Annotated in this window: 28 protein-coding genes; 16 read left to right on the top strand and 12 right to left on the bottom strand. The window is 71.3% G+C overall.

Features of this window, described 5'->3' with window-relative positions:
- Window positions 1–7: 7 nt before the first annotated feature.
- Both ABZX67_RS27665 and ABZX67_RS27660 read right to left on the bottom strand, forming a co-directional pair.
- Window positions 8–1,399 (bottom strand): metallopeptidase TldD-related protein, encoded by a 1,392-nt coding sequence (locus ABZX67_RS27665; RefSeq protein WP_355365401.1) that lies wholly within the window; start codon window positions 1,397–1,399, stop codon window positions 8–10.
- Window positions 1,396–2,919 (bottom strand): TldD/PmbA family protein, encoded by a 1,524-nt coding sequence (locus tag ABZX67_RS27660; protein ID WP_355365398.1) that lies wholly within the window; start codon window positions 2,917–2,919, stop codon window positions 1,396–1,398. Before ABZX67_RS27660 ends, ABZX67_RS27665 begins: the two co-directional genes overlap by 4 nt.
- A gap of 210 nt (window positions 2,920–3,129) precedes the next feature.
- On the opposite strand from ABZX67_RS27660, the gene fabG reads away from it, so the two are divergent.
- From fabG to ABZX67_RS27645, 3 genes are all read left to right on the top strand, one after another.
- Window positions 3,130–3,846: a 3-oxoacyl-[acyl-carrier-protein] reductase gene (fabG, locus tag ABZX67_RS27655; protein WP_355365395.1), complete on the top strand. Its 717-nt coding sequence runs from the start codon at window positions 3,130–3,132 to the stop codon at window positions 3,844–3,846.
- Window positions 3,847–3,850: 4 nt separating this feature from the next.
- Window positions 3,851–4,618 carry an enoyl-ACP reductase FabI gene (gene fabI / locus ABZX67_RS27650; RefSeq protein ID WP_355365392.1) on the top strand — a complete coding sequence of 256 codons (768 nt, stop codon included), beginning with the start codon at window positions 3,851–3,853 and terminating at the stop codon, window positions 4,616–4,618.
- Window positions 4,619–4,848: 230 nt separating this feature from the next.
- Entirely contained in the window at window positions 4,849–5,133 is a 285-nt protein-coding gene (locus ABZX67_RS27645; RefSeq protein ID WP_355365495.1) for a hypothetical protein, read from the top strand.
- Here ABZX67_RS27645 and ABZX67_RS27640 read toward each other — a convergent pair.
- Complete coding sequence (locus ABZX67_RS27640; RefSeq protein WP_355365389.1) at window positions 5,112–5,834, bottom strand: FadR/GntR family transcriptional regulator; 723 nt, start codon at window positions 5,832–5,834, stop codon at window positions 5,112–5,114. The two genes, ABZX67_RS27645 and ABZX67_RS27640, sit on opposite strands and share 22 nt — an antisense overlap.
- Before the next feature lie 82 nt (window positions 5,835–5,916).
- On the opposite strand from ABZX67_RS27640, the gene ABZX67_RS27635 reads away from it, so the two are divergent.
- From ABZX67_RS27635 to ABZX67_RS27620, 4 genes are all read left to right on the top strand, one after another.
- The gene (locus ABZX67_RS27635; protein ID WP_355365386.1) at window positions 5,917–7,317 is read left to right on the top strand and encodes an MFS transporter; all 1,401 of its coding nucleotides are present in this window, start codon (window positions 5,917–5,919) and stop codon (window positions 7,315–7,317) included.
- Window positions 7,318–7,344: 27 nt separating this feature from the next.
- The gene (locus tag ABZX67_RS27630; protein ID WP_355365492.1) at window positions 7,345–7,455 is read left to right on the top strand and encodes an SGM_5486 family transporter-associated protein; all 111 of its coding nucleotides are present in this window, start codon (window positions 7,345–7,347) and stop codon (window positions 7,453–7,455) included.
- A 196-nt stretch (window positions 7,456–7,651) separates the two neighbouring features.
- Window positions 7,652–7,864 (top strand): hypothetical protein, encoded by a 213-nt coding sequence (locus tag ABZX67_RS27625; RefSeq protein WP_355365383.1) that lies wholly within the window; start codon window positions 7,652–7,654, stop codon window positions 7,862–7,864.
- A 57-nt stretch (window positions 7,865–7,921) separates the two neighbouring features.
- The gene (locus ABZX67_RS27620; RefSeq protein WP_355365380.1) at window positions 7,922–8,440 is read left to right on the top strand and encodes a histidine phosphatase family protein; all 519 of its coding nucleotides are present in this window, start codon (window positions 7,922–7,924) and stop codon (window positions 8,438–8,440) included.
- A 110-nt stretch (window positions 8,441–8,550) separates the two neighbouring features.
- Here ABZX67_RS27620 and serB read toward each other — a convergent pair whose 3' ends face one another.
- Complete coding sequence (gene serB / locus ABZX67_RS27615) at window positions 8,551–9,756, bottom strand: phosphoserine phosphatase SerB (RefSeq protein WP_355365377.1); 1,206 nt, start codon at window positions 9,754–9,756, stop codon at window positions 8,551–8,553.
- 386 nt (window positions 9,757–10,142) lie between these two features.
- Here serB and ABZX67_RS27610 point away from each other — a divergent pair, with 386 nt between their 5' ends.
- On the top strand, window positions 10,143–12,752 hold the full coding sequence (locus ABZX67_RS27610) for an FHA domain-containing protein (RefSeq protein WP_355365374.1): 2,610 nt from the start codon (window positions 10,143–10,145) through the stop codon (window positions 12,750–12,752).
- Window positions 12,753–12,823: 71 nt separating this feature from the next.
- On the opposite strand, the gene ABZX67_RS27605 is transcribed toward ABZX67_RS27610, so the two are convergent.
- The 3 genes from ABZX67_RS27605 to ABZX67_RS27595 form a co-directional block, all read right to left on the bottom strand.
- Window positions 12,824–13,555, bottom strand: a complete 732-nt coding sequence (locus tag ABZX67_RS27605) for a transglycosylase SLT domain-containing protein (RefSeq protein WP_355365371.1) — start codon at window positions 13,553–13,555, stop codon at window positions 12,824–12,826.
- A gap of 301 nt (window positions 13,556–13,856) precedes the next feature.
- Window positions 13,857–14,948 (bottom strand): S-adenosylmethionine:tRNA ribosyltransferase-isomerase, encoded by a 1,092-nt coding sequence (locus ABZX67_RS27600; protein ID WP_355365368.1) that lies wholly within the window; start codon window positions 14,946–14,948, stop codon window positions 13,857–13,859.
- Window positions 14,945–15,649, bottom strand: coding sequence for an SDR family oxidoreductase (locus ABZX67_RS27595; RefSeq protein WP_355365365.1), 705 nt, complete (start codon window positions 15,647–15,649; stop codon window positions 14,945–14,947). Before ABZX67_RS27595 ends, ABZX67_RS27600 begins: the two co-directional genes overlap by 4 nt.
- A 184-nt stretch (window positions 15,650–15,833) precedes the next feature.
- On the opposite strand from ABZX67_RS27595, the gene ABZX67_RS27590 reads away from it, so the two are divergent.
- From ABZX67_RS27590 to ABZX67_RS27580, 3 genes are all read left to right on the top strand, one after another.
- Window positions 15,834–17,000, top strand: a complete 1,167-nt coding sequence (locus ABZX67_RS27590) for a GAF domain-containing sensor histidine kinase (protein WP_355365362.1) — start codon at window positions 15,834–15,836, stop codon at window positions 16,998–17,000.
- Entirely contained in the window at window positions 16,993–17,655 is a 663-nt protein-coding gene (locus tag ABZX67_RS27585) for a response regulator transcription factor (RefSeq protein ID WP_355365359.1), read from the top strand. Before ABZX67_RS27590 ends, ABZX67_RS27585 begins: the two co-directional genes overlap by 8 nt.
- 142 nt (window positions 17,656–17,797) lie before the next feature.
- A complete protein-coding gene (locus ABZX67_RS27580; RefSeq protein WP_355365356.1) occupies window positions 17,798–18,040 on the top strand; it encodes a chaplin in 243 nt (80 codons plus the stop codon).
- 135 nt (window positions 18,041–18,175) lie between these two features.
- On the opposite strand, the gene ABZX67_RS27575 is transcribed toward ABZX67_RS27580, so the two are convergent.
- A complete protein-coding gene (locus ABZX67_RS27575) occupies window positions 18,176–18,964 on the bottom strand; it encodes a hypothetical protein (protein WP_355365353.1) in 789 nt (262 codons plus the stop codon).
- Window positions 18,965–19,130: 166 nt separating this feature from the next.
- Here ABZX67_RS27575 and ABZX67_RS27570 point away from each other — a divergent pair, with 166 nt between their 5' ends.
- From ABZX67_RS27570 to ABZX67_RS27555, 4 genes are all read left to right on the top strand, one after another.
- The gene (locus ABZX67_RS27570; protein ID WP_355365350.1) at window positions 19,131–19,922 is read left to right on the top strand and encodes an ABC transporter ATP-binding protein; all 792 of its coding nucleotides are present in this window, start codon (window positions 19,131–19,133) and stop codon (window positions 19,920–19,922) included.
- Between the two features lie 62 nt (window positions 19,923–19,984).
- Window positions 19,985–20,413, top strand: coding sequence for an NfeD family protein (locus ABZX67_RS27565; protein ID WP_355365347.1), 429 nt, complete (start codon window positions 19,985–19,987; stop codon window positions 20,411–20,413).
- 155 nt (window positions 20,414–20,568) lie between these two features.
- Window positions 20,569–21,519, top strand: a complete 951-nt coding sequence (locus tag ABZX67_RS27560) for an SPFH domain-containing protein (protein ID WP_031072403.1) — start codon at window positions 20,569–20,571, stop codon at window positions 21,517–21,519.
- A 67-nt stretch (window positions 21,520–21,586) separates the two neighbouring features.
- Window positions 21,587–22,366 carry a sulfite exporter TauE/SafE family protein gene (locus ABZX67_RS27555; RefSeq protein WP_355365343.1) on the top strand — a complete coding sequence of 260 codons (780 nt, stop codon included), beginning with the start codon at window positions 21,587–21,589 and terminating at the stop codon, window positions 22,364–22,366.
- 59 nt (window positions 22,367–22,425) lie between these two features.
- Here ABZX67_RS27555 and ABZX67_RS27550 read toward each other — a convergent pair whose 3' ends face one another.
- The 3 genes from ABZX67_RS27550 to ABZX67_RS27540 form a co-directional block, all read right to left on the bottom strand.
- On the bottom strand, window positions 22,426–22,938 hold the full coding sequence (locus tag ABZX67_RS27550) for an HNH endonuclease (RefSeq protein WP_355365340.1): 513 nt from the start codon (window positions 22,936–22,938) through the stop codon (window positions 22,426–22,428).
- 144 nt (window positions 22,939–23,082) lie between these two features.
- On the bottom strand, window positions 23,083–23,622 hold the full coding sequence (locus ABZX67_RS27545) for a YbhB/YbcL family Raf kinase inhibitor-like protein (RefSeq protein WP_355365337.1): 540 nt from the start codon (window positions 23,620–23,622) through the stop codon (window positions 23,083–23,085).
- 45 nt (window positions 23,623–23,667) lie between these two features.
- Complete coding sequence (locus ABZX67_RS27540; RefSeq protein WP_355365335.1) at window positions 23,668–24,450, bottom strand: sporulation protein; 783 nt, start codon at window positions 24,448–24,450, stop codon at window positions 23,668–23,670.
- 85 nt (window positions 24,451–24,535) lie between these two features.
- Here ABZX67_RS27540 and ABZX67_RS27535 point away from each other — a divergent pair, with 85 nt between their 5' ends.
- Window positions 24,536–25,177, top strand: coding sequence for a DNA-3-methyladenine glycosylase (locus tag ABZX67_RS27535; protein WP_355365333.1), 642 nt, complete (start codon window positions 24,536–24,538; stop codon window positions 25,175–25,177).
- Window positions 25,178–25,346: 169 nt separating this feature from the next.
- On the opposite strand, the gene ABZX67_RS27530 is transcribed toward ABZX67_RS27535, so the two are convergent.
- Window positions 25,347–25,573: hypothetical protein (locus ABZX67_RS27530; protein ID WP_355365331.1), on the bottom strand; the 227-nt coding region annotated here is incomplete at its 5' end.

Below are 25,573 nucleotides of genomic sequence, written 5' to 3'. Positions count from 1 at the left end.
ATGGGGGTCACACGCCCAGACTGACCGAACTCATGTTGAAGTCCGGCACCCGCAGCGGCGGCATCGCGGCCCTGGTGAACCAGTCGCTCCACTCACGCGGCAGCGTCTTCTCGGTCCGGCCGGCCTCGGTGGCCCGCGACAGCAGGTCGACCGGGGACTCGTTGAACCGGAAGTTGTTCACCTCGCCGACGACCTCACCGTCCTCGACCAGGTACACCCCGTCCCGGGTCAGGCCGGTCAGCAGCAGCGTCGCCGGATCGACCTCCCGGATGTACCACAGGCAGGTCAGCAGCAGCCCGCGCCGCGTGGAGGCCACCATCTCCTCCAGCGACCGCTCGCCCCCGCCGTCCAGCACCAGGTTGCCGATCGCCGGAGCCACCGGCAGGCCGGTGAGGCCGGCGCTGTGCCGCGTGGTCACCAGCCGCTCCAGGCGCCCCTCCCGTACCCACGCGGTGGGTTCCAGCGGCAGCCCGTTGTCGAACACCGACGAGTCGTCGCCCGACGAGTGCGCGATCACGAACGGCGCGGACTCCAGGCCCGGCTCGTGCGGGTCGCCGCGCAGCGTCAGCGGCAGCGGGGAGAGCGTCTCGCCGAGCCGCGTGCCGCCGCCCGGCTTGGAGAAGACGGTGCGGCCCTCCGCCGCGTCCCGCGCCGCCGCCGACCACATCTGGTAGATCAGCAGGTCCGCCACCGCGGTCGGCGGCAGCAGCGTCTCGTACCGCCCGGCGGGCAGCTCGATCCGCCGCTCCGCCCAGCCGAGCCGCCGCGCCAGCTCCGCGTCCAGCGCCAGCGGATCCACGTCCTTGAAGTCCCGCGTCGCACGCCCCGCCCACGCCGAGCGCGTCCGGTCCGGCGACTTGGCGTTGAGCTCCAGCGTCCCCGAGGGCTGGTCGTGCCGCAGCCGCAGCCCCGTCGACGTACCCAGGTACGTGGACGTCAGCTCGTGGTACGCGAAGCCGTACAGCTCGCGGCCGCCCGCGCGGGCTTGGCCGAACGCCTCGCCCAGCGCGGGCGCGAAGTCCCCGAAGACCGCCGAGGACGTCTCGGCGGGCGCGTCCGTGAAGTCCGGCGACGCCTCGACCCCGGAGACCAGCGGCTGCGCGTCCTCGGCGGGCCCGGCCGCCCGCGCCGCCTCCTCGGCGGCCCGCACCAGCGGCTCCAGCTCCTCGGCCGTGACCGCGGACCGGGACACGACACCGGAGGCGGTGCCCTGCGCCCCGTCGACGGTGGCGATCACGGTGAGCGTCCGCCCCCGGGTGACGCCGTTCGTCGTCAGGGCGTTGCCCGCCCAGCGCAGGTTCGCGGACGACTGCTCGTCCGCGATGACGACGCACCCGTCCGCGCGGGACAGCTCCAGGGCCCGCTCGACGATCTCGTACGGCTTGCTGACGGGGCTCATCGACCGGCCTCCTGCGTGGTGTTCAAGATGTTGACGCCCCGGAACAGGGCCGACGGGCAGCCGTGCGAGACCGCCGCGATCTGGCCCGGCTGGGCCTTGCCGCAGTTGAAGGCGCCGCCCAGGACGTACGTCTGCGGGCCGCCGACCTTCTCCATCGAGCCCCAGAAGTCCGTCGTCGTCGCCTGGTACGCGACGTCGCGCAGCTGACCGGCCAGCCGCCCGTTCTCGATGCGGAAGAACCGCTGCCCGGTGAACTGGAAGTTGTAGCGCTGCATGTCGATCGACCACGAGCGGTCGCCGACCACGTAGATGCCGCGCTCCACGCCCCCGATCAGGTCCTCCGTCGACAGGCCGCCCGGCTCCGGCTGGAGCGAGACGTTCGCCATCCGCTGCACCGGCACGTGCGACGGCGAGTCCGCGAAGGCGCAGCCGTTCGACCGGCCCAGCCCCGTCAGCTTCGCGATCCGCCGGTCCAGCTGGTAGCCGACGAGGACACCGTCCTTGACCAGGTCCCAGCTCTGCGCCTCGACGCCCTCGTCGTCGTACCCGATCGTCGCCAGGCCGTGCTCGGCGGTCCGGTCACCCGTCACGTTCATGATCGGCGAGCCGTACACCAGCTTGCCGAGCTGGTCGAAGGTGGCGAAGGAGGTGCCCGCGTACGCCGCCTCGTAGCCGAGCGCCCGGTCCAGCTCGGTGGCGTGCCCGATCGACTCGTGAATGGTCAGCCACAGGTTCGACGGGTCGACGACCAGGTCGTACCTGCCCGCCTCCACGCTCGGCGCCCGCATCTTCTCCGCGAGCAGCTCCGGGATCTGCTCCAGCTCCGCGTCCCAGTCCCAGCCGGTGCCGGTCACGTACTCCCAGCCGCGCCCGGCCGGCGGCGCGAGCGTCCGCATCGAGTCGAACTCACCGGTCGTCGCGTCCACCGCCACCGCCGTCAGCTGCGGGTGCAGCCGTACGCGCTGCTGCGTGGTGACGGTCCCGGCCGTGTCCGCGTAGAACTTGTTCTCGTGGACGGTCATCAGCGAGGCGTCCACGTGCGCCACCCCGTCCGCGCGCAGCAGCCGCGCGCTCCACTCCGCCAGCAGCGCGCTCTTCTCCGCGTCCGGCACGGTGAAGGGGTCGATCTCGTACGCCGAGACCCACGTGCGCTCGGCGTGCACCGGCTCGTCGGCGAGCTCGACCCTCTCGTCGGAGCCCGCCGCCGCGATGACCTTCGCCGACAGCTTCGCCATGGCCACGGCCTGCGAGGCGACCTTCGCGGCCGCGTCCATGGTCGGGTCCACGCCCGACGCGAACCCCCACGCCCCGCCGTGCACCACCCGCACCGCGTACCCGAGGTCCGTGGTGTCCGACGACCCGGCGGGCTTGGCGTCCCGCAGCCGCCACGAGGCACTGCGTACGCGCTCGAAACGGAAGTCGGCATGCTCGGCGCCGAGCGCCCGGGCCCGCGCGAGCGCCGCGTCGGCGAGGGCCCGCAGCGGCAGCGCCGTGAAGGCTTCGTCGATGGAATGAGGCACGAATGTCTCCTGTCGTATGAGACCGGTCGCCCCCGATCATGTCGCGCCGCACGGTTCCCTGCCCAGCGCTTTCCGTGATCGCGAGAGGGGCTTTCTGTAGGGACCCGACAGTGCGGCCCGTACGCCACTGTCGGAGGGCGATTCCGCGTACGCCCCGGCGGACCGATAGGTTTTCGGGGTACCGCACCATGCAAGGGAAAGGGTGATCTGTTGAGCCGCTCGGTTCTTGTCACCGGAGGAAACCGGGGCATCGGCCTCGCCATCGCCCGCGCGTTCGCCGACGCCGGCGACAAGGTCGCCATCACGTACCGGTCCGGCGATCCGGCAGAGCTCGCCGACGCAGGGTTCCTTGCGGTCAGGTGTGACATCACCGACGCCGAGCAGGTGGAGCAGGCCTACAAGGAGATCGAGGAGAAGCACGGTCCGGTGGAGGTGCTGGTGGCCAACGCCGGTGTCACCAAGGACCAGTTGCTGATGCGCATGTCGGAGGAGGACTTCACCTCCGTCATCGACACCAACCTCACCGGCACCTTCCGCGTGGTCAAGCGCGCCAACCGCGGCATGCTGCGCGCCAAGAAGGGCCGCGTCGTCCTCATCTCCTCCGTGGTCGGCCTGCTCGGCTCGGCCGGCCAGGCGAACTACGCCGCCTCCAAGGCCGCGCTCGTCGGCTTCGCGCGCTCGCTCGCCCGTGAGCTGGGATCGCGCAACATCACGTTCAACGTCGTCGCACCCGGCTTTGTCGACACCGACATGACCAAGGTGCTGACCGAGGAGCAGCGCGCGGGCATCGTCGCCCAGGTGCCGCTCGGCCGCTACGCGCAGCCCGAGGAGATCGCCGCCACCGTCCGGTTCCTCGCGTCCGACGACGCCTCGTACATCACTGGAGCCGTCATCCCGGTTGACGGCGGATTGGGCATGGGTCACTGATCACATGAGCGGAATTCTCGAGGGCAAGCGGATCCTGATCACCGGTGTGCTGATGGAGTCGTCCATCGCCTTCCACACCGCCAAGGTGGCCCAGGAGCAGGGCGCCGAGGTCATCCTGACGGCCTTCCCGCGGCCCACGCTGACCGAGCGCATCGCCAAGAAGCTGCCCAAGCCCGCCAAGGTCATCGAGCTCGACGTCACCAACGACGAGCACCTGAACCGCCTCGCGGACGTGGTCGGCGAGGAGCTCGGCGGCCTCGACGGCGTCGTCCACTCCATCGGCTTCGCCCCGCAGGACGCGCTCGGCGGCAACTTCCTCAACACGCCGTTCGAGTCGGTGGCGACCGCGATGCACGTCTCCGCCTTCTCGCTGAAGTCGCTGACCATGGCCTGCCTGCCGCTGATGCAGAACGGCGGCTCCGTCGTCGGCCTGACCTTCGACGCGCAGTACGCCTGGCCGCAGTACGACTGGATGGGCCCGGCCAAGGCCGCGCTGGAGGCCACCAGCCGCTACCTCGCCCGCGACCTGGGCAAGCAGAACATCCGCTGCAACCTCATCTCGGCCGGACCGATCGGCTCGATGGCCGCCAAGTCCATCCCGGGCTTCGGCGACCTCGCGAAGGTCTGGGACGAGCGCTCCCCGCTGCAGTGGGACATGTCCGACCCGGAGCCGGCCGGCCGCGGTGTCGTCGCGCTGCTGTCGGACTTCTTCCCGAAGACGACCGGCGAGATCGTCCACGTCGACGGCGGCGTGCACATCATGGGCGCCTGAGCCCACCGCGTCACGCGCAACAGGGTGACCCGAAGGGCCGCGCCCCCCGCCACGGACGGGGGCGCGGCCCTTCGGGCGTGGCCCTTCGCGCGCGCCCGGCCGGCGCTCGAGTCGAAGAGTCGCCGTGATCACGGCACACTGGTGCAGAACGGATACTCGTGTCCGTTGATCGGGGAGGAGGTGTGGCTGTGCGTACGAAGCACCTGGCCCTGGCGGCCGTGGCGGCACTCCTGTGGGGGCCCGCCCTCAGCGCCCAGGCATATGCCGAAAACGACGAACGGTACGTCGCCTCATGCCGTACCTCGGTCGAGGGCTCCCGCGTCACCGCGCACTGTCACAACCCCTACCCCCGCACGGATCGGGTCCGGCTGCACGTCGAGTGCGACCGTTGGTGGGACATCGACTCCGACAGCGCCGCCGTCGAGGTGGGCCCCACCGCCTACGCCGAGCTGACCGAGCGGTGCTGGAAAGAGGTACGCGCCGCCTGGATCACTCACGAGCCGGTACGCGGCTGAGCCCGGCGCTCGGGTGCTTCGGCCGCCGCGCCGGACTGGCGCAGGCACATGAAGGGGTAGCCGGCCGCCTCCGAGGCCGCCCGCTCCGCGTCGCCCGCGCGGATGGCCTCCACCAGCCGCGCGTGGTCCATGTGGTACTCCGGGCGCAGCTCCTGCCCCACGTCGTCGCGCAGCCAGTCGCGGACGAGATGGCCGAGGTCGGCGTAGAGCTCCGTCATGACGTCGTTGTGCGAGGCCGCCACCACGGCCAGGTGGAACGTCGAGTCCACCGCCACGAACCGCTCCGCGTCGCCCGCCTCCCAGGCCTCCTCGCGCCGCGCGAGCAGGGCGTCCAACTGCTTGATGTCCCGGTCGGTGCGGCGCTCGGCGGCCAGGCGCGCGGCCGCCGACTCCAGCGTGGAGCGGAGCTCGGCGATGTGCCGCGGGTCGGCGCCGGAGAAGCGGCGGTGCATCACCCCGGCCAGTTCGCTGGTCGCGATGACGTACGTGCCCGAGCCCTGGCGGATGTCCAGCAGGCCGTTGTGCGCCAGCGCGCGGACCGCCTCACGGATCGTGTTGCGGGCCACGCCCAACTGCTGGACCAGCTCCGGCTCGGTGGGGATGCGCGAACCGATCGGCCACTCGCCCGAGGTGATCTGGTTGCGGAGCTCGGCGATCACCTGATCGGTGAGCCCGGACCGGCGGGGAGTGCTGAGCGCCATGGGGGCTCCTCGGCGTGGTGAGAAGGGAGGCGGGCTGACGACGATTGGACAGCCAATCATCCCATGATTCTATGATGGTTCCATGTCCGACGAGCCGCTGACCCAGACCACGACGAAGAAGCCGACCCGCACCACGACCGCCGCCCCCTCGCCGGTACCCCGCCAGGCCGGCGCCATGGGCTCGGCCTCCGCCCCCGAGGGCGGACGAGAGGCGACCGTGCCCGGGCGGAAGGTCGCCGTCTGGCTGCCCCGGCTCCTCATCCTCGGACTCGTCCTCGCCGCGCTGAACCTCCGCCCCGCCATCACCAGCCTCGGCGCCCTCCTCGAAGAGGTCCGCGACGGGCTGCACATGAGCGGCAGCGTGGCCGGCGTGCTCACCTCCGTACCGCCGCTGTGCTTCGCCGTCTTCGGCATCACCGCGCCCCGGCTCGCCCGCCGCTTCGGGCCTGCGGCGGTCGTGTTCGCCGGCATGACCGCCATCGCGCTCGGCCTGGCCATCCGGCCCTTCACCGGCGGTACGGCGGCCTTCCTCGCCGCCAGCGCCCTCGCGCTGATGGGCATCGCCCTCAGCAACGTCCTGATGCCGGTGATCGTCAAGCGGTACTTCCCCGACCGGGTCGGCAGCATGACCGGCCTGTACTCGATGGCCCTGGCGCTCGGCACCTCCCTCGCGGCCGCCGCGACCGTGCCCATGACGGACGCGCTGGGCGGCAGCTGGCGCACGGGCCTGGGCGTGTGGGCGGCCCTCGCCGCCCTCGCGGCCCTGGCGTGGCTGCCGCTCGTATGCGACCGGGGGCGGACCGCCGCGACGGCGGAGGGCGCGGTGGGGCGCCAGACGGAAGGCCCGGCGGGTGGCACGGGGGAGCGTGGTGCCGCGGCGGACCGTTCCGCCGGCGCGCCCACCGTGCGGATCACCCGGAGCCGGACCGCCTGGGCGCTCGGCGTCTTCTTCGGGCTCCAGGCCACCGGCGCGTACATCACCATGGGCTGGATGCCGCAGATCTTCCGCGACGCCGGTGTCTCCGCCGGTACCGCGGGCGTCCTGCTCGCCGTGACGATGGTGATGGGCGTGCCGCTCGCCTTCGTCATCCCCCGGCTGGCCGGACGGATGAAGAACCAGGGCCCCATCGTGGTCGCCCTCTGCCTGTGCGGACTGAGCGGATACGCGGGCCTCTTCTTCGCCCCGGCCGGCGGGGCGTGGCTCTGGGCGGTGCTGCTGGGCGTCTCGAACTGCTCCTTCCCGCTCGCCCTCACCATGATCGGCATGCGCTCGCGCACCGGTGGCGGTGTCGTGCGGCTCTCCGCCTTCGCCCAGAGCGTCGGCTACCTCATCTCCATCCCGGGCCCGATGCTGGTCGGCGCGCTCTACCAGCACAGCGGCGGCTGGGACGTGCCGCTGGCCCTCATGGCCGGGCTGATGGTGCCGCAGATGGCCGTCGGCGTCCTGGCCGGACGGGACCGCACGATCGAGGACGAAATCTGAGATGCGAGACTGGGCGGCATGGAACCTGTGCTTGACCCGAACCCCCAGAACGGTCAGAAGAAGCTGCTCGGTGTGCTCGGCGCGATGTTGCTGATCGGCTTGATCATCGGCATCGTCGCATCGATCGCCTCTCCGTGACATTGGGGGTAGCCCCCGGTCCCCTAGGGGGCCTGGCTCAGGGTGAAGTGGGTGGATCACCGGATGGGCCGGGGCCTGCGTGATCCGTAACGTCTGAGGTACGTCGAGACGCCGGGCCCCGCGGCCTGCGCGCTCGCGGACCACGACCACGGATCACGGACCGCGGATCCCGGACCACGCACCCACGGAGGCGGCCATGTCGGCTCGTACGCACCCCCGGCCCCACGCCACCGGCGGCGTCACCGGAAGCGTCGACACCCGGCTGACCTGGTGGGCCCTCACCCTTCCGGTGCTGGCCTTCGCCGCCCTGCTGGCGCTGATCACCGGGGGTCGTGAGGCGCATGCGGCGGGTGGGGACCCAGCGGTGGGACGCATACTCGAACACATCCAACAGACGCTCTCCCTCTGAGGGGAGAGCCGGTCAACACCCTGCGCCCCGTGGCGGCTTTCATGCGAAGCTGGGGCCATGAGCGTCGATACACCCCGCAGGATCGTGCTACTCCGGCATGCGAAGGCCGACTGGCCCCAGGTGTCCGACCACGAGCGGCCGCTGGCCGACCGAGGCCGCAAGGACGCACCCGTGGCCGGCCGTCGGCTCGCCGAGACGGGCATCACCTTCGATCTGGCCCTGTGCTCGACCGCGGTCAGGACCCGCGAGACGTGGAAGCTCGTGGTGTCGGAGCTGCCCCAGCGACCCAAGACCGTGTACGAGGAGCGGCTCTACGAAGCCTCGCTCGGCGATCTCATCGCGCTGCTCAACGAGACCTCCGACGAAGTGGACAACGTCCTCGTCATCGGCCACAACCCGGGCATGCACGCCCTCGCCGATGCCCTGGCCGGGACCGCGGAGGGGGACACGCTGGCCCGGATGAACCGGGGCGGCTTCCCGACCGCCGCGTTCGCGGTCGTGGAGTTCGCCGGCTCCTGGAAGTCGGTGGAACACGGCGTCGGCACGCTCACCGGCTACTGGGCGCCGCACGAGTAACCCGGCCCTTCGCCATCTGGGCCTTCGCACCCCGGCCCTTCCACCCGTACGAACGACAAAGGGCCCGGACACCGACTCGGTGTCCGGGCCCCCTCGGTCCCGCGATCGCGCTAGGACACGCCACCGTCCGCGGCCTCGACCTCTTCCCGCGTGATCCCCAGCAGGTAGAGGACCGTGTCGAGGAAGGGCACGTTGACGGCGGTGTGCGCGGCGCGGCGTACCACCGGCTTGGCGTTGAAGGCCACACCCAGCCCCGCCGCGTTGAGCATGTCCAGGTCGTTGGCGCCGTCGCCGATCGCGACGGTCTGGGCCAGCGGCACGCCCGCCTCGGCGGCGAACCGGCGCAGCAGCCGCGCCTTGCCCGCCCGGTCGACGATCTCGCCGGTCACGCGGCCGGTCAGCTTGCCATCGACTATCTCCAGCGTGTTGGCGGAGGCGAAGTCGAGCCCGAGCCGGGCCTGCAGGTCGTCCGTGACCTGGGTGAAGCCGCCCGACACCACACCCACCTGGTAGCCGAGCCGCTTGAGGGTACGGATCAGGGTGCGCGCGCCCGGCGTCAGCCGGACCTCCGCCCGCACCTTGTCCACGACCGACTCGTCCAGCCCGGCGAGCAGCGCCACGCGCGCGTGCAGCGACTGCTCGAAGTCCAGCTCACCGCGCATGGCCGCGGCGGTGACCTCGGCGACCTCGTCCTCGCAGCCGGCGTGCGCCGCGAAGAGCTCGATCACCTCGTCCTGGATGAGCGTGGAGTCGACGTCCATGACGACCAGCCGCTGGGCGCGGCGGTGCAGCCCCGCCGACACGACGGCCACGTCCACGCCGATCTCGGCGGCCTCGGTGGCGAGGGCGGTGCGCAGCGGCGCCGTCTCCGTACCGGACACGGCGAACTCCACCGCCGTCACCGGATATTTCGCCAGCCGGAAGATGCGGTCGATGTTCCCGCCGGTCCCGGTGATCGTCGCCGCTATGGCCGCCGTGTTCTCGGCGGTCAGCGGGTGTCCCAGCACGGTGACGTGCGAGCGGCCGACGCCGCGCGGCCGGTTGTCACCGGTACCCGAGATGATCTCCGCCTGGAGCTTCAGCGACTCCGCCCAGCTGTGGACGGTGGCCCGCAGCTCACCCTCCGTGCTCACCGTGGGCTCGGTGACGAGCGCGCACAGGACGATGCGGCCCCGGGTCACGACCTGCTCGATGTCGACCACGTCGACGGAGAAGGCGGCGAGGGTGTCGAACAGCCCGGCGGTGATCCCGGGCCGGTCCTTCCCGAAGATCTTGACGAGAAGGGTGGGTACGTCGGAGGTCTGCGATGCGCTCATGGTCCCTCCACCGTATCCGGCCCACGCGGCCCGGGCTTCCCCTGTCCCGCGTACCGGACACCCGTGCGAGCCCCCGGGCCGGCCCCCGCCTTCCGGCCACCCGCGCGTAGTGCCGATCCTGCGGATTCCGTAGCCTGCCCGGTACGCACGGCGTCCCGGCGCCACCGATTCCGTACCCGGGCGAACGACTCCCACGGAGATCCGAGTTGCCCTGTTCGATCCTGATCCGTACACAGTCGTGGGTGCCATCGCGCAGGCCTGCGCGGCCTCTTCACACCGCCCGACTTTCGAATACGGGACCGGGCCTGAAATAGTTCCCCACGATGTTCGCATCCCTAGACTCCCCGCGACGGGGGTCACTCGGGGGACAACTAGTGGGGCATGGAGTGCCGGAACTCGTACTGGAATTGAACGGAAGGACCTGGACGCTCGATGCGTCCAGGTCGTACACCCTTGGCCGGGATCCGCAGGGCGACCTGGTGATCGACGACGCAAGGGTCTCGTGGCGGCATGCCACGATCAGGTGGGACGGCCGCAGTTGGCTCATCGAGGACCACGGCTCCACCAACGGCACCTATGTGCAGGGCCAGCGGATCCAGCAGATGGAGCTCGGCCCCGGGTCGGCCGTCCACCTCGGTAACGCCACCGACGGCCCGCGGCTGAATCTCACGGGTGCTGCCGCGTACAACGCACAGGGCGCGGCCCCGCAGATGCCCCAGGCCTCTCCAGGGCCCCAGCACCCGCAGCAGCCCCACCAGGCCCAGCAGCAGGGCTGGCCCCAGCAGCACCAGGCGCCTGCCGCCGCCCCCCAGCAGCAGGGCTGGCAGCAGCCGCAGCAGGCGCAGCAGCCCCACGTACCGCACCAGCAGCAGCACAGCTCGCACGGCGGCGGCGCGGCAGCCCCGGCCGGCCCCGCCCAGCAGCAGTACGCCCCGAAGGTCCCGGCCCAGGGCGGCGGCGCGGCGGGGGCCCCGCCGGCCTACGGCGGTGACCGGAGCCCGACCACCTTCCACCAGGTGGCCCTCGGCCGGGTGATGCGCATCGGTCGTGCGCTCGAGAACGACCTGGTCGTCTCCGACCTCCAGGTCTCGCGCCACCACGCCGAGTTCCACGCGACCCCCGACGGCCGCTTCGAGATCCGCGACCTCGGCTCGCACAACGGCACGTACGTCAACGGCCAGCCGCTGCCCAAGTCGGGCTCGGCGCTCATCGGCCCGAACGACACGGTCGGTGTCGGTCACTCGACGTTCCGGCTCGTCGGCGACCGCCTCGAGGAGTTCGTCGACACCGGTGAGATCTCCTTCTCCGCACGCCACCTCACCGTCACGGTCGACGGCGGCAAGCAGATCCTGAAGGACGTCTCCTTCGGCGTCCCGGAGAAGTCGCTCATCGCGGTCATCGGCCCCTCCGGCTCCGGCAAGTCCACGCTGCTCAAGGCGCTCACCGGTTACCGCCCCGCCAACCAGGGCGACGTCCTCTACGACAACCGGAACCTGTACAAGCAGTTCGCCGAGCTGCGTCAGCGCATCGGTCTGGTCCCGCAGGACGACATCCTGCACAAGGAGCTGACCGTCCGGACCGCGCTGAAGTACGCCGCGAAGCTGCGCTTCCCCGCCGACACCACCGAGCAGGAGCGCGAGGCGCGGATCGACGAGGTCCTGCGCGAGCTGAAGCTCGACATCCACAAGACCAAGAAGATCACCGCCCTCTCCGGCGGCCAGCGCAAGCGCGTCTCCGTCGCCCTGGAGCTGCTGACCAAGCCGTCGCTCATCTTCCTGGACGAGCCGACCTCCGGTCTCGACCCGGGCATGGACCGCGACGTCATGCAGCTGCTGCGCGGCCTGGCCGACGACGGCCGCACGGTCCTCGTCGTCACGCACTCCGTCGCCGAGCTCGCGCTCTGCGACAAGCTGCTGGTCATGGCGCCCGGCGGCTCGGTGGCGTACTTCGGCCCGCCGGAGGAGGCGCTCAACTTCTTCGGCTACGAGACCTGGGCCGACGTCTTCTCCGCCTTCGAGAACTACCGCGACTACGACTGGGCGGGCCGCTGGAAGGGCTCGCAGCACTACCAGATGTACGCCGCGGACCTCGACGCCGTCGCCCCGCAGTCGGTCCAGATGCCGTCGGCCCAGGCGATGCGCCCGCCCAAGCCGCAGGGCTGGGGCGCGCAGCTGTGGACCCTGATCCGCCGCTACCTGTCCGTCATCGCGTCGGACAAGGGCTTCATGGCGCTGATGGTGATCCTGCCGGCTGTTCTCGGCGTGGTCTCCACGCTGATCAGCTCGAACTACGGGCTCCGGCCCAGCCCGCGCGGCCCGAACGGCAGCGCGGCCACGATCCTGCTGATCCTCGCGGTGGGCGCCTGCTTCGCCGGTGCGGCCAACTCCGTACGAGAACTGATCAAGGAACGGGTCATCTACGAACGGGAACGGGCCACGGGCCTGTCACGTTCGGCATACCTGATGTCGAAGGTGATCGTCCTCGGTCTGATCACCATCGTGCAGGGTGCGATCATCGGCGGCATCGGCTTCGGCATGCGTGAGGTGCCGGACGAGGGCCTGATCTTCGGCTCGTCCCTCGTACGCCTGGAACTGAGCCTGCCGATCATGGCGCTCGGCTTCACCTCCATGATGTTCGGCCTGATCATCTCCTCGCTGGTGAAGACGGCCGAGAAGACCATGCCGCTGCTGGTGATGTTCGCGATCATCCAGGTCGTCTTCACCGGCTGCCTGTTCACCCTGCACGGCCAGGTCGGCGTCAACGAGTTCTCGTACCTCATGCCGTCCCGCTGGGCCGTGGCCGCCGCCGGCACGACCGCCCAGCTGAACGTCCTCTTCCCCAACCAGGACGACCCGACCGACACCGACCCGCTGTGGGACCACGAGATCGGTATGTGGATGGTCGACATGGGCGCGCTCCTCGCCCTCGGCGCCCTCTGCGGCGTGATCGTGGCGCGCCTGCTGCGCCGCCACGAGCCGGAGGTCATGCGCAAGTAGTACGTGGCACCAGCACACGCCGAAGGGCGGCACCCGCACGGGGTGCCGCCCTTCGGCATGAGTGAACCGGCTCAGTAGGCGCTGTTCACGTTGTCCATGGAGCCGTACCGGTCGGCCGCGTAGTTGCAGGCCGCGACGATGTTGGCGACCGGGTCGTACTGGTCGAACTTGGTGCCCGGCACGTGGTAGGCCTTGAAGGTCGGGTAGATGACCTGGAGCAGGCCCTTCGACGGGACACCATTGATGGCGTTGATGTCCCAGTTGTTGATGGCCCGGGGGTTACCGCTGGACTCCCGCATGATGTTGCGGTGGATGCCCTCGTAGGTGCCCGGGATGTTGTGCTTCTTCATGATGTCGAGCGCCTCGCGGATCCAGCCGTCGAGGTTGTTCGCGTACACCGGCTTGCGGGCGGCGGCGCGGCTGGCGGCGGCCTTCGCGGCGGCACGCTTCTTCGCGGCGGCCTCGGCCTGGGCCTTCGCCTTGGCGGCGGCAGCGGCCTTGGCCTTGGCGGCGGCCGCGGCCTGGGCCTTCGCGGCGGCGGCGTCGGCCTTCGCCTTGAGCTCGATCGTGGTCAGCTGGTCGTTGATGCCCAGCTGGAGGGTGCCGGCGGCCTGCTTGCCACCCCACGCGACCGGAGCGGCGGCGGCGACGGCCTGCGGCTCGACGGTCTTCGCGGGGGAAGCGTTGCTCGGAACGGCGCTGAACGCCACGGCGACGGCGCCGATGGCGGCCACGCCGGCGAGGGAAAGCTTCTTGTGGTTCTTCTTGAGACGGCTGAAGCCGGGGGTCCTGGACGCGGACATGCAGTCGTACCTCTTCGAATCGCGGGACGTCGCCTGGCCGGGTGGCGCTGCGCCTGCTCGGCGGGCAACGGCTGCAATTCTTAGCTGGCGCAAAAACCCCTGGCAAAGGTGTGACGTACGATCCGAGGTAGTGGATCAGGAGGTGGCGCCAAGTGGCACAAATCGCCCACGCCACCCCCTCAACCAGGGCTGATCCGGTCCTTACATCACCACTACGCCGCTTCGTAAGTGACCTGCGTCCTATGCGCGGGCTCACATCGGCCGTGTAACAGCCTCACCATCTGTTGCACGCGCAATGCGCTCAGTGAGTGCCTGTCGGGCAGTCGGGCAACAGCAGATGTACGTCCCCGAACTCGTGCCACAGATACCGGCCCCGCAGCGCCCGGGCATAGGCGCGCTCGAGCGCCTCCCGCCCCGCGACCGCCTCCAGCATCAGCAGGTGCGAGGCCCGCGGCTCGTGCAACCCGGTCAGCAGCCCCTCCACCACCCGCACCCCGCGCCCCGGCGTCACCACCAGGTCCGTCCACCCCGCCGCCCCCCGAACGACGCCGTCCTGGCCCGCCGCCGACTCCAGCGCCCGCACCGCCGTCGTCCCCACGGCCACCACCCGGCCCCCGGCCGCCCGCGCCGCGTTCACCAGCCACGCCGTGGCCGCCGGCACCGCGAAGCGCTCCGGGTACGGCGGCTCGTGCGCCTCCGCCGACGCCACGCCCGTATGCAGCGTCACCGGCGCGAACTGCACCCCCCGGCTGACCAGCTCCGCGACCATCCCCGCCGTGAAGGGCCGCCCCGCGCTCGGCATCTCCGCCGAGCCGGCCCCGTCCGGCGAGGGCCGCGCGAAGACCGTCTGGTACGCGGCGAGCGGCTGGTCCCGCTCGGTGTACCCGTACCGGATGGGCCGCCCGTACCGCGACAGCAGCTCCGGCACGCCGACCGACACCGACGTCGACGAGGACACCGACGCCCACCACAGCCGCGACCCACCGGCCACCAGCGGCTCCTCCAGTACGAGCCGGGCGCCGCCCGGCAGCCGTACGACCCCGCCGACCGGACCCCCGGCGCGCGGCCGGGTGCTGCCCCGTCCGTCCGGCGCGCGCACTTCCACGGCCCAGCGCCCGTCGTCCCCGTACGTCGAGAAGTGCACGACCACGGCCTCCGCGCCGATCCGCCCGCTGACGGCGGCCGCGAGCGTGGGCGACGTGTTCACCACCAGCACGTCCCCGGCCCGCAGCAGCCCCGGCAGCTCCCGGAAGGACCGGTGCGACACCGCAAGGCCCTGCGACACGAGCAGCCGCACGTCGTCCCGCCCGCTCCCGCGCTGCTCGGCGGGCACCCGCGCGGACAGCTCCTCCGGCACCCGCAGCGCGTCCAGCCCGCGCACCGGCGCCGTCACGCCCCCGCCCCCAGCAGGGCGGACGCCGCGTAACGCCCGCTCGCCGGCCGCTCCGCCAGCAGCCACAGAAAGGCCGGCGCCACCGACTCCGGACTGGGACGGCCCGAGTCGTCGTCGACGGGGACGGCGGCCTGATACAGGTCCGTCCGCATGTCACCCGGATCCACCGCCCACACCCGCAGCCCCGGCTCCTCGACGGCCAGCACCGCCGCCAGCAGGTCCAGCGCCGCCTTCGACGCCCCGTACCCGCCCCACGTCTCGTACGCCTCCACGGCCGCGTCCGAGCTGACCGCGATCACCGTCCCGCCCTCCGCGCCGGCCCTCAGCAGCGGCAGCGCCTCCTGTACGAGCCCGAGGGCGGCGACCACATTGGTCTCCAGCGCCACCCGCAGCCCCGCAAGCGGCAACGTGTCCAGCCGGACGAGCGGCTCGGCGCCCAGCGCGCTGGCGTTGCTCACCAGCAGGTCCAGCCCGCCCAGCTCCCGCGCCGCCGCCACCAGCGCCGCGCGGTGCGCCGCGTCCGTCACGTCCCCGGGCAGCGCCACCACCCGGGTCCCGTGCGCCCTCGCCTCCTGCGCGCTCTCCTCCAGTACGGGGCCGGTCCTGGCGTCCAGCACCAGGTCCCAGCCCTCCCGGGCGAGCGCCCCGGCGAGCGCGCGCCCGAGTCCCTTGGACGCCCCCGTGATGATCGCGACAGCCATGACACCCATCCCCTTTGCTTGCGTCGGGTCCGTCTCGGTGCCCCCAGCCTCGAACGCGTACGCCACCCGCCGCCTCGTCCGAAGGACTCGACCGGAGCGGCACTTCGACCTAGGCCCGCAGGCCCAGCAGGCCGCCGTCCCCGGTCGGATACGGACTGTCACACCCCACCGGTAACGTGAACGCATGACCGATCGACGAGAGCGACCGCCCCGCTCCGGCCTCGCCGCCGTCAGCACCGCCCTACTGGCGATGAGCAGGCACCTCGAGGTGCGCGACGTCCTCAAGACGATCGTCGCCTCGGCCCGCGAGCTGCTGGACGCCGAGTACGCGGCGCTGGGCGTGCCCGACGACCACGGCGGCTTCGCCCAGTTCGTGGTGGACGGGGTCAGCGAGGAGCAGTGGAAGGCGATCGGCCCGCTGCCCCGCCAGCACGGCATCCTCGCCGCGATGCTCCACGAGGCGAAGCCCGAGCGCCTCGCCGACGTCCGCAAGGACCCCCGCTTCGAGGGCTGGCCCGACGCCCACCCCGACCTGGCCGACTTCCTGGGCCTGCCGATCCGGGACGGCGACGAGACGATCGGCGCGCTGTTCCTCGCCAACAAGCGCTGCGCGCGGCCCGTCGGCGCCGAGCAGCGCTGCGGCTTCACGGAGGAGGACGAGGAACTGCTCGGCATCCTCGCCCAGCACGCCGCGATCGCCCTCACCAACGCCCGGCTGTACGAGCGCAGCCGTGAGCTCACCATCGCCGAGGAGCGCTCCCGCCTCGCCCACGAGCTGCACGACGCCGTCAGCCAGAAGCTCTTCTCCCTGCGGCTGACCGCCCAGGCCGCGGCCGCCCTCGTCGACCGGGACCCGGCCCGCGCCAAGGGGGAGCTCCAGCAGGTCGCCGCGCTCGCCGCCGAAGCCGCGGACGAGCTGCGCGCCGCGGTCGTCGAGCTGCGGCCGGCCGCGCTCGACGAGGACGGCCTCGTCCACACCCTGCGCACGCAGATCCAGGTCCTCGACCGCGCCCACAGCGCGCACGTCACCTTCGACGCCCGGGGGATACGCGCGCTGCCTGCCGCGCAGGAGGAGGCCGTCCTCCGCGTCGCCCAGGAGGCCCTGCACAACGCCCTGCGCCACTCCGGCGCGGACCTGGTGTCCGTCTCCCTCCACCGGCACGGCCAGGGCGCGCTCCTCAGCGTCACCGACAACGGCAAGGGTTTCGAACCGCGCACGGTCCGCAGGGCGGGCCGTCACCTCGGCCTGGTCTCCATGCGGGACCGGGCGAGCGGCGTGGGCGGAAGGCTCACGGTCCAGTCCGAGCCCGGCAAGGGCACCACGATCGAGATGGAGGTCCCCGGTGGCTGACGCCGTGCACAAGGCGAAGACCGGCATCCGCGTCCTGCTGGTCGACGACCACCAGGTGGTCCGCCGCGGACTGCGCACCTTCCTGGAGGTCCAGGACGACATCGAGGTCGTGGGGGAGGCGGCGGACGGCGCCGAGGGAGTGGCCCGCGCGGAGGAGCTCCGCCCGGACGTCGTGCTCATGGACGTCAAGATGCCGGGCATGGACGGCATCGAGGCCCTGCGCAAGCTGCGCGAGCAGGCCAACCCGGCGAAGGTGCTGATCGTCACGAGCTTCACCGAGCAGCGCACCGTCGTGCCCGCCCTGCGCGCGGGCGCCTCCGGGTACGTGTACAAGGACGTGGACCCGGACGCCCTGGCCGGCGCCATCCGTTCCGTCCACGCGGGCCATGTCCTCCTCCAGCAGGAGGTGGCCGGAGCGCTCCTCAGCCAGGACGAGGGCAACGGCGGCACGGGCCGCGGCGGCACCCTCACCGAACGGGAGCGCGAGGTCCTCGGCCTGATCGCCGACGGCCGCTCGAACCGCGAGATCGCCCGCGCGCTGGTCCTCTCCGAGAAGACGGTCAAGACCCACGTCTCGAACATCCTCATGAAGCTGGACCTCGCGGACCGCACCCAGGCGGCGCTGTGGGCGGTGCGCCACGGCCTGGCGGGCTAGTCAACCGGCAGCCCCATATAAGTCAGAGATTCATACCGTCGTGTGTATGTCACCCACTCGGCGCAACCTGGGGGGCGTGCGGCCGTTCTCCAGGGCGTGCTGCGGTGATCTCCGCAGCGATGTCCAACGGAGGATTCCAGAAGTGAAGAACCTGAAGAAGGCCGCCACCGTGACCCTGCTCGCCGGCGGGCTGGTCGCCGCCGCCGCGGGCGCCGCGTCCGCCACCGGCGCGCACGCGGACGGTGCCGCCATCGGTTCCCCGGGCGTCGGCTCCGGCAACCTGATCCAGGCCCCGGTCCACGTCCCGGTGAACGTCAACGGCAACAGCGTCAACGTCATCGGTGCGCTGAACCCGGCCTTCGGCAACACGTCCGTCAACCACTGACGCTGACGCCGGCCCCACGCCACGGCCCCCAGCCCCCACCTGGGGGCCGTCGCCATGCCCGGCCAGGCCCGGCCGGTCGGCTTCGGGCGGAGCCCCACAACAGGGGCCCCACGCGACCTCACGCCATAGGGGCCCTCACCCCCGCCCGCGCTCCCGCTCCTCCACGTACGCGTTGAACGCCGCCACCTGCGCCCGCCGCGCTACCCGCTCCACCGGCCGCAGCGCCGCCGTCCGCGCCGCCATCTCCGACGCGCTTACCGCCCCGCCGTGCCCGTTGCCGTACGCCAGCGTGACCAGGAACGCCACCCGCTGCGCCAGCTCCAACACCCGCACCGCCCGCGGCGGATACCCCGGCGCCAGCACCTCGCGCCCCACCTCCGCCCGCGCCCGGTACGCGTCCAGCGCCGCCTCCGCCACCGGCCCCGACGCCGCCACGTCCAGCCGCGTCAGCACCACCGTCGCCTCCCGCAGCGCCTCCGCCAGTTCCCGCTCGGCCTCCCCGAGCGACGGCACGTCCGCCGGCGGAGCCTCCCGCACCGGCAGGCAGTGCCACACCACCTCGACGTGCACGTCCCCGGCCGGCCCCGCCTCGTACACCTCGGGTACGAGCCCGAAGCCGGCCCCGTACCCGACCACCGCCTCCTCCGCCTCCAGCGCCCGCGCGTTGAACTCCGGCGGCCCGCTCAGCCCCAGCGGATGCCCCGGCGCCGGCAGCGCCACCCGCCACCCGGTCACCCCGAGCGCCCGCAGCCGCCCCAGCGCCAGCGTCAGCCCGACCGGCCCCGCCTCGCCCGGAAGCCCCTCCACGCGGTGCACCGCGTCGTCCCCGACAATCGCGAGCACGGCCTCGTCGGGCGAGACCAACCCGGCCAGCAGGGCGTTCCCCCATGCGGCCAACCGTCCTGAACGTGGTTCCGAAAGCATGCCCCCACCCTAGGCACTGGCCCGGGCACCCCCCGGGCCACCGCCCCGAACCGCCCCTAACGACCGCCCCGCCGCACCGGTGGCGTAGGTTTTCCCCTGGGAGCCGCGCCCACAGGCGCGAGCGACCACAAGACCCGACAGACCGCATAGGGGAGACAACGCGCTCATGAGCGATGTACTGGAGCTGGTGGACGTATCCGTGGTCCGCGACGGACGTGCTCTGGTGGATGACGTCTCCTGGTCGGTCAAGGAGGGCGAGCGCTGGGTGATCCTCGGCCCCAACGGCGCCGGCAAGACCACCCTCCTCAACGTCGCCTCCACCTACCTCTTCCCGAGCGCCGGCACCGCCACCGTCCTCGGCGAGCAGCTCGGCAAGGTCGACGTCTTCGACCTGCGCCCCCGCATCGGCATGGCCGGCATCGCCATGGCCGACAAGCTGCCCAAGCGCCAGACGGTCCTGCAGACCGTCCTCACCGCCGCGTACGGCATGACGGCCACCTGGCGCGAGGACTACGACGCCGTCGACGAGCAGCGCGCCCGCGCCTTCCTCGACCGCCTCGGCATGACCGAGTTCCTGGACCGCAGGTTCGGCACCCTCTCCGAGGGCGAGCGCAAGCGCACCCTGATCGCCCGCGCCATGATGACCGACCCCGAGCTGCTGCTCCTCGACGAGCCGGCCGCGGGCCTGGACCTCGGCGGCCGCGAGGACCTGGTCCGCCGCCTGGGCCGCCTCGCCCGCGACCCGTACGCGCCCTCCATGATCATGGTCACGCACCACGTCGAGGAGATCCCGCCGGGCTTCACTCACGTCCTGATGATCCGTCAGGGCAAGGTCCTCGCCGCAGGCCCCGTGGAGACGGAGCTCACCTCCCGCAACCTCTCCCACTGCTTCGGCCTCCCCCTGGTCGTCGAGCACGTCGGCGAGCGCTACACGGCCCAGGGCCTGCCCCTCTCGTAGGTCCCAACCCCCCACCCACCGCGCCCTGTCGGCGAAGCGGGCTCCGGTCCTACCATGACGATGTGGACATCGACGCATGGGTCTGGTGGCTGATCGGCGCGGTGGGACTCGGCATCCCACTCGTCCTGACCGCGATGCCGGAATTGGGAATGCTGTCCGTCGGCGCGATCGCCGGAGCCCTCACCGCGGCCCTCGGCCTGGGCGTGGTGGCCCAGGTCGTGGTGTTCGCCGCGGTCTCCGTCGCCCTCATCGCGGTCGTACGCCCCATCGCCGCACGCCACCGCGACGGCCGGCCCCAACACGCCACGAACGTCGACGCGCTGAGAGGCCGCCAGGCGGTCGTACTGGAACGGGTCGACGGCAGCGGCGGCCGGATCAAGCTCGCCGGCGAGGTCTGGTCCGCCCGCTCCCTCGACGCCGACCAAACCTTCGAACCGGGGCAGCAGGTGGACGTGGTCGAGATCGACGGAGCGACCGCCGTGGTTATGTGAGGGAACGTCAGCGAGGCACACGGGCGCACGGAACGTGCCACATCGACATGTAACGGAACCCGGTCAACCCCACAGAACGGCGCACGCCACCCCCCGCCGTCTGGGAAACTCGATCACCGAAAGCAACCGCGGCAGCGAAGGACACGGGGAACACGATGCCATCAGTCATTATCGTCCTGGTCATCCTGGTGGTGCTCGTCTTCATCGCCCTGATCAAGACGATCCAGGTCATCCCGCAGGCCAGCGCCGCCATCGTGGAGCGCTTCGGCCGCTACACGCGCACGCTCAACGCGGGCCTCAACATCGTCGTCCCGTTCATCGACTCGATCCGCAACCGGATCGACCTGCGCGAACAGGTCGTCCCCTTCCCGCCCCAGCCGGTGATCACCCAGGACAACCTGGTCGTCAACATCGACACCGTCATCTACTACCAGGTGACGGACGCCCGCGCCGCCACCTACGAAGTCGCCAGCTACATCCAGGCCATCGAGCAGCTCACCGTCACCACCCTCCGCAACATCATCGGCGGCATGGACCTGGAGCGGACCCTCACCTCCCGCGAGGAGATCAACGCGGCCCTGCGCGGCGTCCTCGACGAGGCCACCGGCAAGTGGGGCATCCGCGTCAACCGCGTCGAGCTCAAGGCCATCGAGCCCCCGACCTCCATCCAGGACTCGATGGAGAAGCAGATGCGCGCCGACCGCGACAAGCGCGCCGCCATCCTCACCGCCGAGGGCATCCGCCAGTCGCAGATCCTGACCGCCGAGGGTGAGAAGCAGTCCGCCATCCTCCGCGCCGAAGGCGAGGCCAAGGCAGCCGCCCTCCGCGCCGAGGGCGAGGCCCAGGCCGTCCGCACGGTCTTCGAAGCCATCCACGCCGGCGACCCGGACCAGAAGCTGCTCTCCTACCAGTACCTCCAGATGCTCCCGAAGATCGCCGAAGGCGACGCCAACAAGCTCTGGATCGTCCCCAGCGAGATCGGCGACGCCCTCAAGGGCCTCTCCGGCGCCTTCGGCAACATCGGTAACGGCACCCCCGGTTTCAACACCGGCGGCGCCGCCAAGCAGCCGCCGCAACAGCGCCGCGAAGAGCCCCCGGTGGACTGACGTGCCCCCCCTTCGTGCATGATCAGTGCACCAAGCACCGACCCTGCACGAAGGGCAAGGACACAGCGTGACGATCTGGGAGATGCTCGCCGTCTTCGCCGCGGGCATCGGCGCGGGCACCATCAACACCATCGTCGGCTCGGGCACGCTCATCACCTTCCCGGTGCTGATCGCCACCGGCATCCCGCCCGTCACGGCCACCGTCTCCAACGCCCTCGGCCTCATCCCCGGCTCCATCAGCGGCGCCATCGGGTACCGCGCCGAACTCACCGGCCAGCGCCGCCGCATCCTGCGCCTCGGCACGGCCGCGGCCATCGGCGGACTCTGCGGAGCCATCCTGCTGCTGCTCCTGCCCGAGACCGCCTTCGAGACGATCGTCCCCGTCCTCGTCGGGCTCGCCCTCGTCCTGGTCGTCCTGCAACCCCGCATCTCCCGGGCCGTCCAGCGGCGCCGGGAGCGCCAGGGCACCGACGAGGCCACCGGTGACCCCGCCGGTGGCCCGGCGCTCTTCGTCGGGCTGCTCCTCGCCAGCGTCTACGGCGGCTACTTCACCGCGGCCCAGGGGATCATCTACCTCTCCCTCATGGGCATGCTGCTCCACGACACCCTGCAGCGCCTCAACGCCACCAAGAACATCCTCGCGGCCGTCGTCAACAGCATCGCCGCGCTGTTCTTCCTCTTCGTCGCCCACTTCGACTGGACCGCCGTCCTGCTCATCGCCGTCGGCTCCACCATCGGCGGCCAGATCGGAGCCAAGGTCGGCCGCCGCCTCCCCCCGACCGCACTCCGCGCCCTGATCATCGTCGTGGGCCTCTTCGCGATCGTCCAACTCACCACCAGGAGCTGACACGCAAGAAGCCCGCCTCGACCCGAGACGGGCTCCTCTTCCCCGGGCGGCAGCCTCGCCTACGCGGCCGCCGCCTGCGTCGCGAGCCACTCCGGCAACTCCGCCCGGTCCCGTACCCCCAGAGCCAGCAGCATCGCGTCCGCCGGAGACGGTACGAACGGCTGGTGCAGCAACGGCATCCCCGCCTGCTCCGGCGTACGGTCCGCCTTGCGGTGGTTGTCCTCGGCGCAGGACGCCACCGTGTTCAGCCAGTTGTCGCCCCCACCCTGCGCCCGCGGCACCACGTGGTCCACGGTCGTCGCGCGTTTCCCGCAGTACGCGCACCGGTGCTGGTCCCGGACCAGCACACCCCGCCGCGACCACGGCGCCTGTCTTCGGAACGGCACCCGGACATACCGGCACAACCTGATCACCCGCGGCACCGGCAGCTCAACCGCCGCTGCACGCACACGAAGGCGCGGATGGGACTGCTCGACAACGGCCTTGTCCTGCAGCACCAGCACCACCGCACGGTTGAGCGTCACCGTCGACAGTGGCTCGAAGCTCGCATTCAGTACCAGCGTGTCCCGCATCGCTCGCCCACCTCCCGTGTGCCGGCCCACCCCCCTGGCGGGCTTGGATCAACTCTGGCCGGGCTGGCCGGGTTGGACAACGCAATAAAAAATGCCCGCTTCTGATCTCTCCAAGACCAGAAGCGGGCAAACAACGAGCGAACGTCAGGACTCCGCGGGAGCCGCGTACTCACCGATCAGCTGCGCGCGCGCCAGCGTGTGGAACCGCAGGTTGAACCCCACCACCGCGGGCGACGCGTCCGCGTCCGGACCCAGCTTCTCCTGGTCCACCGCGTACACGGTGAACACATACCGGTGCGCCGGATCCCCGGCCGGCGGCGCCGCACCGCCGAAGTCCCGCGACCCGTAGTCGTTCCGTACGTGTACGGCCCCCTCGGGCAGCCCCTCGAACGCCCCACTGCCCGCACCCGCCGGCAGCTCGGTGACGGACGCCGGAATGTCGAACAGCACCCAGTGCCAGAACCCGCTCCCGGTCGGCGCGTCCGGGTCGAAGCACGTCACGGCGAAGCTCTCCGTCTCCACCGGGAAGCCCTCCCACCGCAGATGCGGCGAGGTGTTCCCCTCGGCGTAGACCTGCGCGTCCGCCAGCACGGCACCCGGCGCGATGTCCTTGCTCACCACCGTGAACGACGGCACCGGCGGATGGAAGTCGTGAGGGAGCGGCGCCCTCTTCCCCTCTGCCACGCTGTGAACCTCCCTTTCGGTCGTCCGGAGCTTTCCGTACCGACCTTAGAGCCAGTTGCGACGGCCACCGACGTCGGCGAGCCACTGATTGAGGTACGCCACCCAGTCGGTGTTCCGGAAGTCGTTCAGCCCCACCTTGAACGCCCGGTACGAGTCGCTGCCCTCGCTGAACAGCCCCGGCTTCTTGTCCATCTCCAGCACCACGTCCATCTCGCGCTCGTCCGCGACGAAGGACAGCTCGACCTGGTTCAGCCCCCGGTACTGCTGCGGCGGCAGGAACTCGATCTCCTGGTAGAACGGCAGCCGCTGCCGCGTCCCGCGAATGTGCCCCCGCTCCATGTCCGCGCTCCTGACGCGGAAGCCCAGCTGGATGAAGGCGTCGAGGATGGCCTGCTGCGCCGGCAGCGGGTGGACGTTGATCGGGTCCAGGTCACCCGAGTCCACGGCCCGCGCGATCTCCAGCTCGGTCGTCACGCCGATGTCCATGCCGCGCAGGTGCTGCCCGGCGATCATCGTGACCGGCGTCTCCCACGGGATGTCCAGCCCGAACGGCACCACGTGCACCGCCCCGGCCTGCACCTCGAAGGCCCCGCCGAGCCGGACCTTCGCGAACTCGATGTCCTGCTTGACCTCCTGATCGCCGCCCTCGACCTCGACCCGCGCCTGCAGCCCGACCGACAGCGCCTCGATCCGCTGGTCCACCGTGCCGCCCTGGATCCGCACCTCGCCCTGGACGACCCCGCCCGGCACGACGTTCGCCTCGGTGAGCACCGTCTCGACGGACGCACCCCCCGCACCCAGGCTCGCGAGCAGCTTCTTGAACCCCATGTTCGCTCCTTCTCGTCCTTCTGGTTCTTCCCGTACGCGGAAACGCGCCACGACGGTAGCCCGTCCCCCACTACGCTCGTACGACATGATCGAGAGCCCCGACCGTACGCCGCTCCCGCGCTCCTTCTTCGACCGACCCGTACTGGAGGTCGCGCCCGACCTTCTCGGCCGCGTGCTCGTACGGCTGACGGACGACGGCCCCATCGAGCTCCGCCTCACCGAGGTCGAGGCGTACGCGGGCGAGGCCGACCCCGGCTCCCACGCCTTCCGCGGCCGCACCGCGCGCAACGCGGTGATGTTCGGCCCGCCCGGTCACGCCTACGTCTACTTCACCTACGGCATGTGGCACTGCCTGAACCTGGTGTGCGGCCCCGAGGGTCACGCCAGCGGTGTCCTCCTGCGCGCCGGCGAGATCCAGACCGGTCACGAGCTGGCCAGGAAGCGCCGCGCTTCAGCCCGCAACGATCGAGAACTGGCCAAGGGTCCGGCCCGCCTCGCCACCGCCCTGGACGTCGACCGCACCCTCGACGGCACCGACGCCTGCGCCGGCCCGGAGTCCCCCCTCTCCGTACTGACCGGCACCCCCGTCCCCACCGACCAGGTCCGCACGGGCCCCCGCACCGGAGTGAGCGGCGACGGCGCCACCCACCCCTGGCGCTTCTGGATCGACGGCGACCCCACGGTGAGCCCGTACCGCGCGCACGTCCCGCGCCGGAGCCGGGCTTGACTTGCGGCACGGAAGCGCCTAGTGTCTACCGAGCTGCGAGAGCAGGGCGTGCCGTTCGAGCCCCCTGGACGCAGCCATCCACCACCGAAGATCGTCTCCCAAATGGGTCAGGATTCCGGCATGCCGGAATTTCTCCAGCGGCTCGATTATGAGCCGCCAAGGAAATGGTCTAAAGTGATGGAGCGCCGAAAGGCAAAGGCCCTCCAACGGCCACTGGAAACTGAATCCGAACCGGAAACGGAACGGAAAAAGAATCTGGTAAGGTTGGAAACACCGAAGGGAAGCGCCCGGAGGAAAGCCTCAGAGAGTCTCTGCGGGTGAGTACAAAGGAAGCGTCCGTTCCTTGAGAACTCAACAGCGTGCCAAAAATCAACGCCAGATTAGTTGATACCCCGT

The sequence above is a fragment of the Streptomyces sp. NPDC003036 genome (assembly GCF_040611175.1).
GTDB lineage: Bacteria > Actinomycetota > Actinomycetes > Streptomycetales > Streptomycetaceae > Streptomyces.
The sequence above is the reverse complement of the archived record's forward strand: the minus strand, read 5'-3'. Positions and strand labels throughout refer to the sequence as shown.